A 2992-nucleotide genomic window follows, 5' to 3' on the forward strand; every position below is an offset into this window, starting at 1 on the left:
ACAACGTACTTTGGCACGAGATCGCTGTTGACCCAAATGTCAGCGCTTCCGCAGAACGGGCAGGGAAGCAGTGCGGCTGGTGCGGGCGGCTGGTGCGTTGAATCGGTCGAGGCGCGGCTGGAGGAAGCGGCGCGGGTTGTTTGGCTCATGGGCAGGCCTCCTGGCGGCCCGCTACTCGTCAGGTCTCGACACTGACCAGCTCAAACGTGTTGCGGATGTCGATGCGCTTTAGGGCCGCCTCGACGTCTCGATTGTGCAGTAGTCCCAACAGCCGATCGATGGTGACAGTGGCATCGCGCGGCTGCTTCGGGTCTATGTACTCGGCTAGCACGCGACGGGAGGCTTGAACGGCGTCAAGAACGATTTCGTAGTTTCTTCGCATGGTCTCCTCAATCTGTATCGTCGTGGTCCAGCATGATGGCCTCAAAGCCCTCCGGTAGCGCCGGCGGCGTGTTCTCGTCACAGTGGTTGCAGACAGCGCAAGGCGCGCCGGCCCCGCCGCACTCGCAGGCGTGTCCGCCCAGCCAAGGCTTGTCAGGATGGTTCTCGCAGACTCATCGGTTGTTGTTGCAGCGCGCGCACCATTTCATTGCAGGTCCTCGCGCAGGCCCTTGAAGAAGGGATGCCGCACCTTGCCCTCCGCCGATTTGACGCGGTACTCGACCTCGGCGAGCAGCTTCGGCTCAACCCAGATGCCCTTGTGCGTGATCCGCTTGGCAAAGGGCTGCGTCCTCCGGGTCAGCGGCGTCAGGCGCTTCTGCAAATCGGCGGCGGACGCCTCGTCAAAGCCATGATCGACCTTGCCGGCGTACATCAGCTCATCTCCCTTGCGCGGCCGAGATAGATGCCATCCCATTCTCCCTCGTCCAGGGCAAAGCCGGCGATGGTCAGCGTCTCCCGCTGCGCGCACGGCTTCTTCACCCAATTGCGGCCACGGCCCGAGGTATAAGGGCTATCGGCGACCTTCGAGACCACGCCCTCATAGCCAGCCTTGCAGGCGTGACCGAACATCGCACGGCCGTCGACCCCGAAGCTCTCGCTGAATTGGACATCGGTGCCGGCGATGAGTCTCCTTAACTCGGCCTTACGCGTGGAGAGCGGCAGCTTCCGCAAATCGTGACCGTCGAGATAGAGCAGGTCGAAAGCGACCAGGACGATCTTCTTCGATCGGCCCTTGAGCTCGTTTTGGAGCACCGAGAAATCCGTAGTGCCGTCTTTGGCCGGCGCGACCACCTCGCCATCAATGATCGCGCTGCCGGCCGAGATGTGCCAGGCGTCATCAGCGATCTTACGGAAGCGGTGGGTCCAGTCGATGCCGCGCCGCGTGAAGATCTTACGGCCTCATTGGCGATGTGGGCTTGAACGCGGTAGCCGTCGAACTTGATCTCGTGGATCCATCTGGCGCCGGTCGGCACCCGTTCGACGTCGATCGCTAGTGCCGGCTCGATGAAGCGGGGGTAGGCAGCCTTGACGCCGATCGGCACCGGTTTCTTACGCTGAAACGCCACGCCAAGGAATCCCCGACGCTATGAGCTGATCAATTGGCACAAAAGAAATCGTTCCGCCTCTGCAACCTGTCGCACCCATCCGAATTTTCTTGTACGCTAGGCTGTGGAATGTCTGCCGCCATGGCCTGGATATCGCGCCTCCGCTTAACCCAGTTAGGTGGACGGCTGCTCGTAGCGGGTCATGCTATTTTTTCCGAGGGAGACGGAGATGGCTTTTCCGATCGAGGCTGATCCTAAAAAGGACTCTCAAGTTGTGATTATCGTGGTTGATCGGCTGGAACAGGAGAGGGCTCAGCTGCTTGCTCTTCGAAAAAAGGTATCTGACGCGGCACACACATGCCAGTCCCTGGGCGCCGGCCGAACGCTGGGTGGAGTTCCGTCCCACTCAAACCAAGGAAGTGAGCCATGAAGGACCTCACAGGAAAGTGGCGCCGACTCCGCGCTGATGCAAAGCACTTTGCCATCTTGAGTGTGTCGGCGACAGATCCAAGTCAACGCGAGCTATTCAAGCGTTTAGGTGATGAGCTTGCTATCGAGGCGCTTGAGCTGGAGCAGCTCGTGAAAAGGAAATTGAATAGCAAGGGCGATTGGCTCACGTGAGGACTTGGGCGGCAGTCAGCCCACCTAGGTGACGCTCTCATGCATCTAAGGCCGGCCTGCGCAGTCGGCTTGGCCCGTCCAGTCGATCTTTCGGGCTTGTGAATATCTGGGCTTGTGAAAAATCTTGGCGGCTCGGACGAGCACGCGGCGCTGGCAAGCCCCAACCCGCGTGTTCTCTTCCAGAGGGATGACTATCAAACGTCCGTCGGCTTACGGCGGCGCCTTACCAGCCACTACACGCCGTAGCCTGGCAAGGATAAGGCCTGCGCCGTCGATTAGCCCCGGGGCTCCGTTGGTGTGCCCGTGTCCGTGTGCCCGGTTTTGACGACCGGGCTGTTGGAGCTCTGGCGAGGTCGCCAGCATTGCGCACAAAATGCCAGCAGCCCTAAGGCTAGATCACGAACACTCGGCGCCGCGGTAGGAAACACCACGGCGTCCGCACGGCATCTATCAAGCCAACGGGGATACTTTGAAAAAGCCCACTCACGCCCGATGGCTGCCGACGATTTGAACTACTCCTCGGGCTTCCGTAGGTCCGCTTCCATTTCTGCAACGATGTCTTGCAAGAGACGGATTGCGAGCGGGTCGGTGACCTCGCGTTCCATCATGCGGTAGCGCATCACCCGCTCTTCCAGTTCCCGCTGTTGCTCGCCGTCGGTCATTGCGCACTCCTTGCGTGAGCAAGACGCGCGAGGAGACTAATGGTTGCCGGAACTTGAAAAATTCTCGGCAGAATTTGGGCGGTTCACAGTCCATTCAGGCCAGAGCCCGTACTCATCTCCGCGGGAAGCGTCAACGAGGAGGTGCAACATGTCGAACGCTCGCGAGGGCTTCGATGCGATCGATATCGTTGTCGATTGGATCGACGCCTGTAAGCAGGGTCG

At 60.3% G+C, this 2992-nt stretch carries 3 protein-coding genes and 1 pseudogene; 1 reads left to right on the forward strand and 3 read right to left on the reverse strand.

Annotated elements, in window-relative coordinates:
* Nucleotides 1–178: 178 nt before the first annotated feature.
* Both ACZXDY_RS45180 and ligD read right to left on the reverse strand, forming a co-directional pair.
* A complete protein-coding gene (locus ACZXDY_RS45180) occupies nucleotides 179–382 on the reverse strand; it encodes a hypothetical protein (RefSeq protein WP_464349922.1) in 204 nt (67 codons plus the stop codon).
* A 204-nt stretch (nucleotides 383–586) separates the two neighbouring features.
* Nucleotides 587–1508: pseudogene (gene ligD / locus ACZXDY_RS45185) on the reverse strand (non-homologous end-joining DNA ligase).
* Nucleotides 1509–1913: 405 nt separating this feature from the next.
* Between ligD and ACZXDY_RS45190 the strand changes: the two are divergent.
* Nucleotides 1914–2108, forward strand: a complete 195-nt coding sequence (locus tag ACZXDY_RS45190; RefSeq protein ID WP_456646843.1) for a hypothetical protein — start codon at nucleotides 1914–1916, stop codon at nucleotides 2106–2108.
* Nucleotides 2109–2620: 512 nt separating this feature from the next.
* On the opposite strand, the gene ACZXDY_RS45195 is transcribed toward ACZXDY_RS45190, so the two are convergent.
* Nucleotides 2621–2770, reverse strand: coding sequence for a hypothetical protein (locus ACZXDY_RS45195; RefSeq protein ID WP_464349923.1), 150 nt, complete (start codon nucleotides 2768–2770; stop codon nucleotides 2621–2623).
* Nucleotides 2771–2992 lie beyond the last annotated feature (222 nt).

The sequence above is a fragment of the Bradyrhizobium sp. LeoB3 genome (assembly GCF_055456055.1).

What these genes read in the sequence shown, in the direction of transcription:
- ACZXDY_RS45190 (WP_456646843.1), top strand. Translation starts at nt 1,914, where the DNA reads ATGAAGGACCTCACAGGAAAGTGGCGCCGACTCCGCGCTGATGCAAAG.
- ACZXDY_RS45180 (WP_464349922.1), bottom strand. Translation starts at nt 382, where the DNA reads ATGCGAAGAAACTACGAAATCGTTCTTGACGCCGTTCAAGCCTCCCGT.
- ACZXDY_RS45195 (WP_464349923.1), bottom strand. Translation starts at nt 2,770, where the DNA reads ATGACCGACGGCGAGCAACAGCGGGAACTGGAAGAGCGGGTGATGCGC.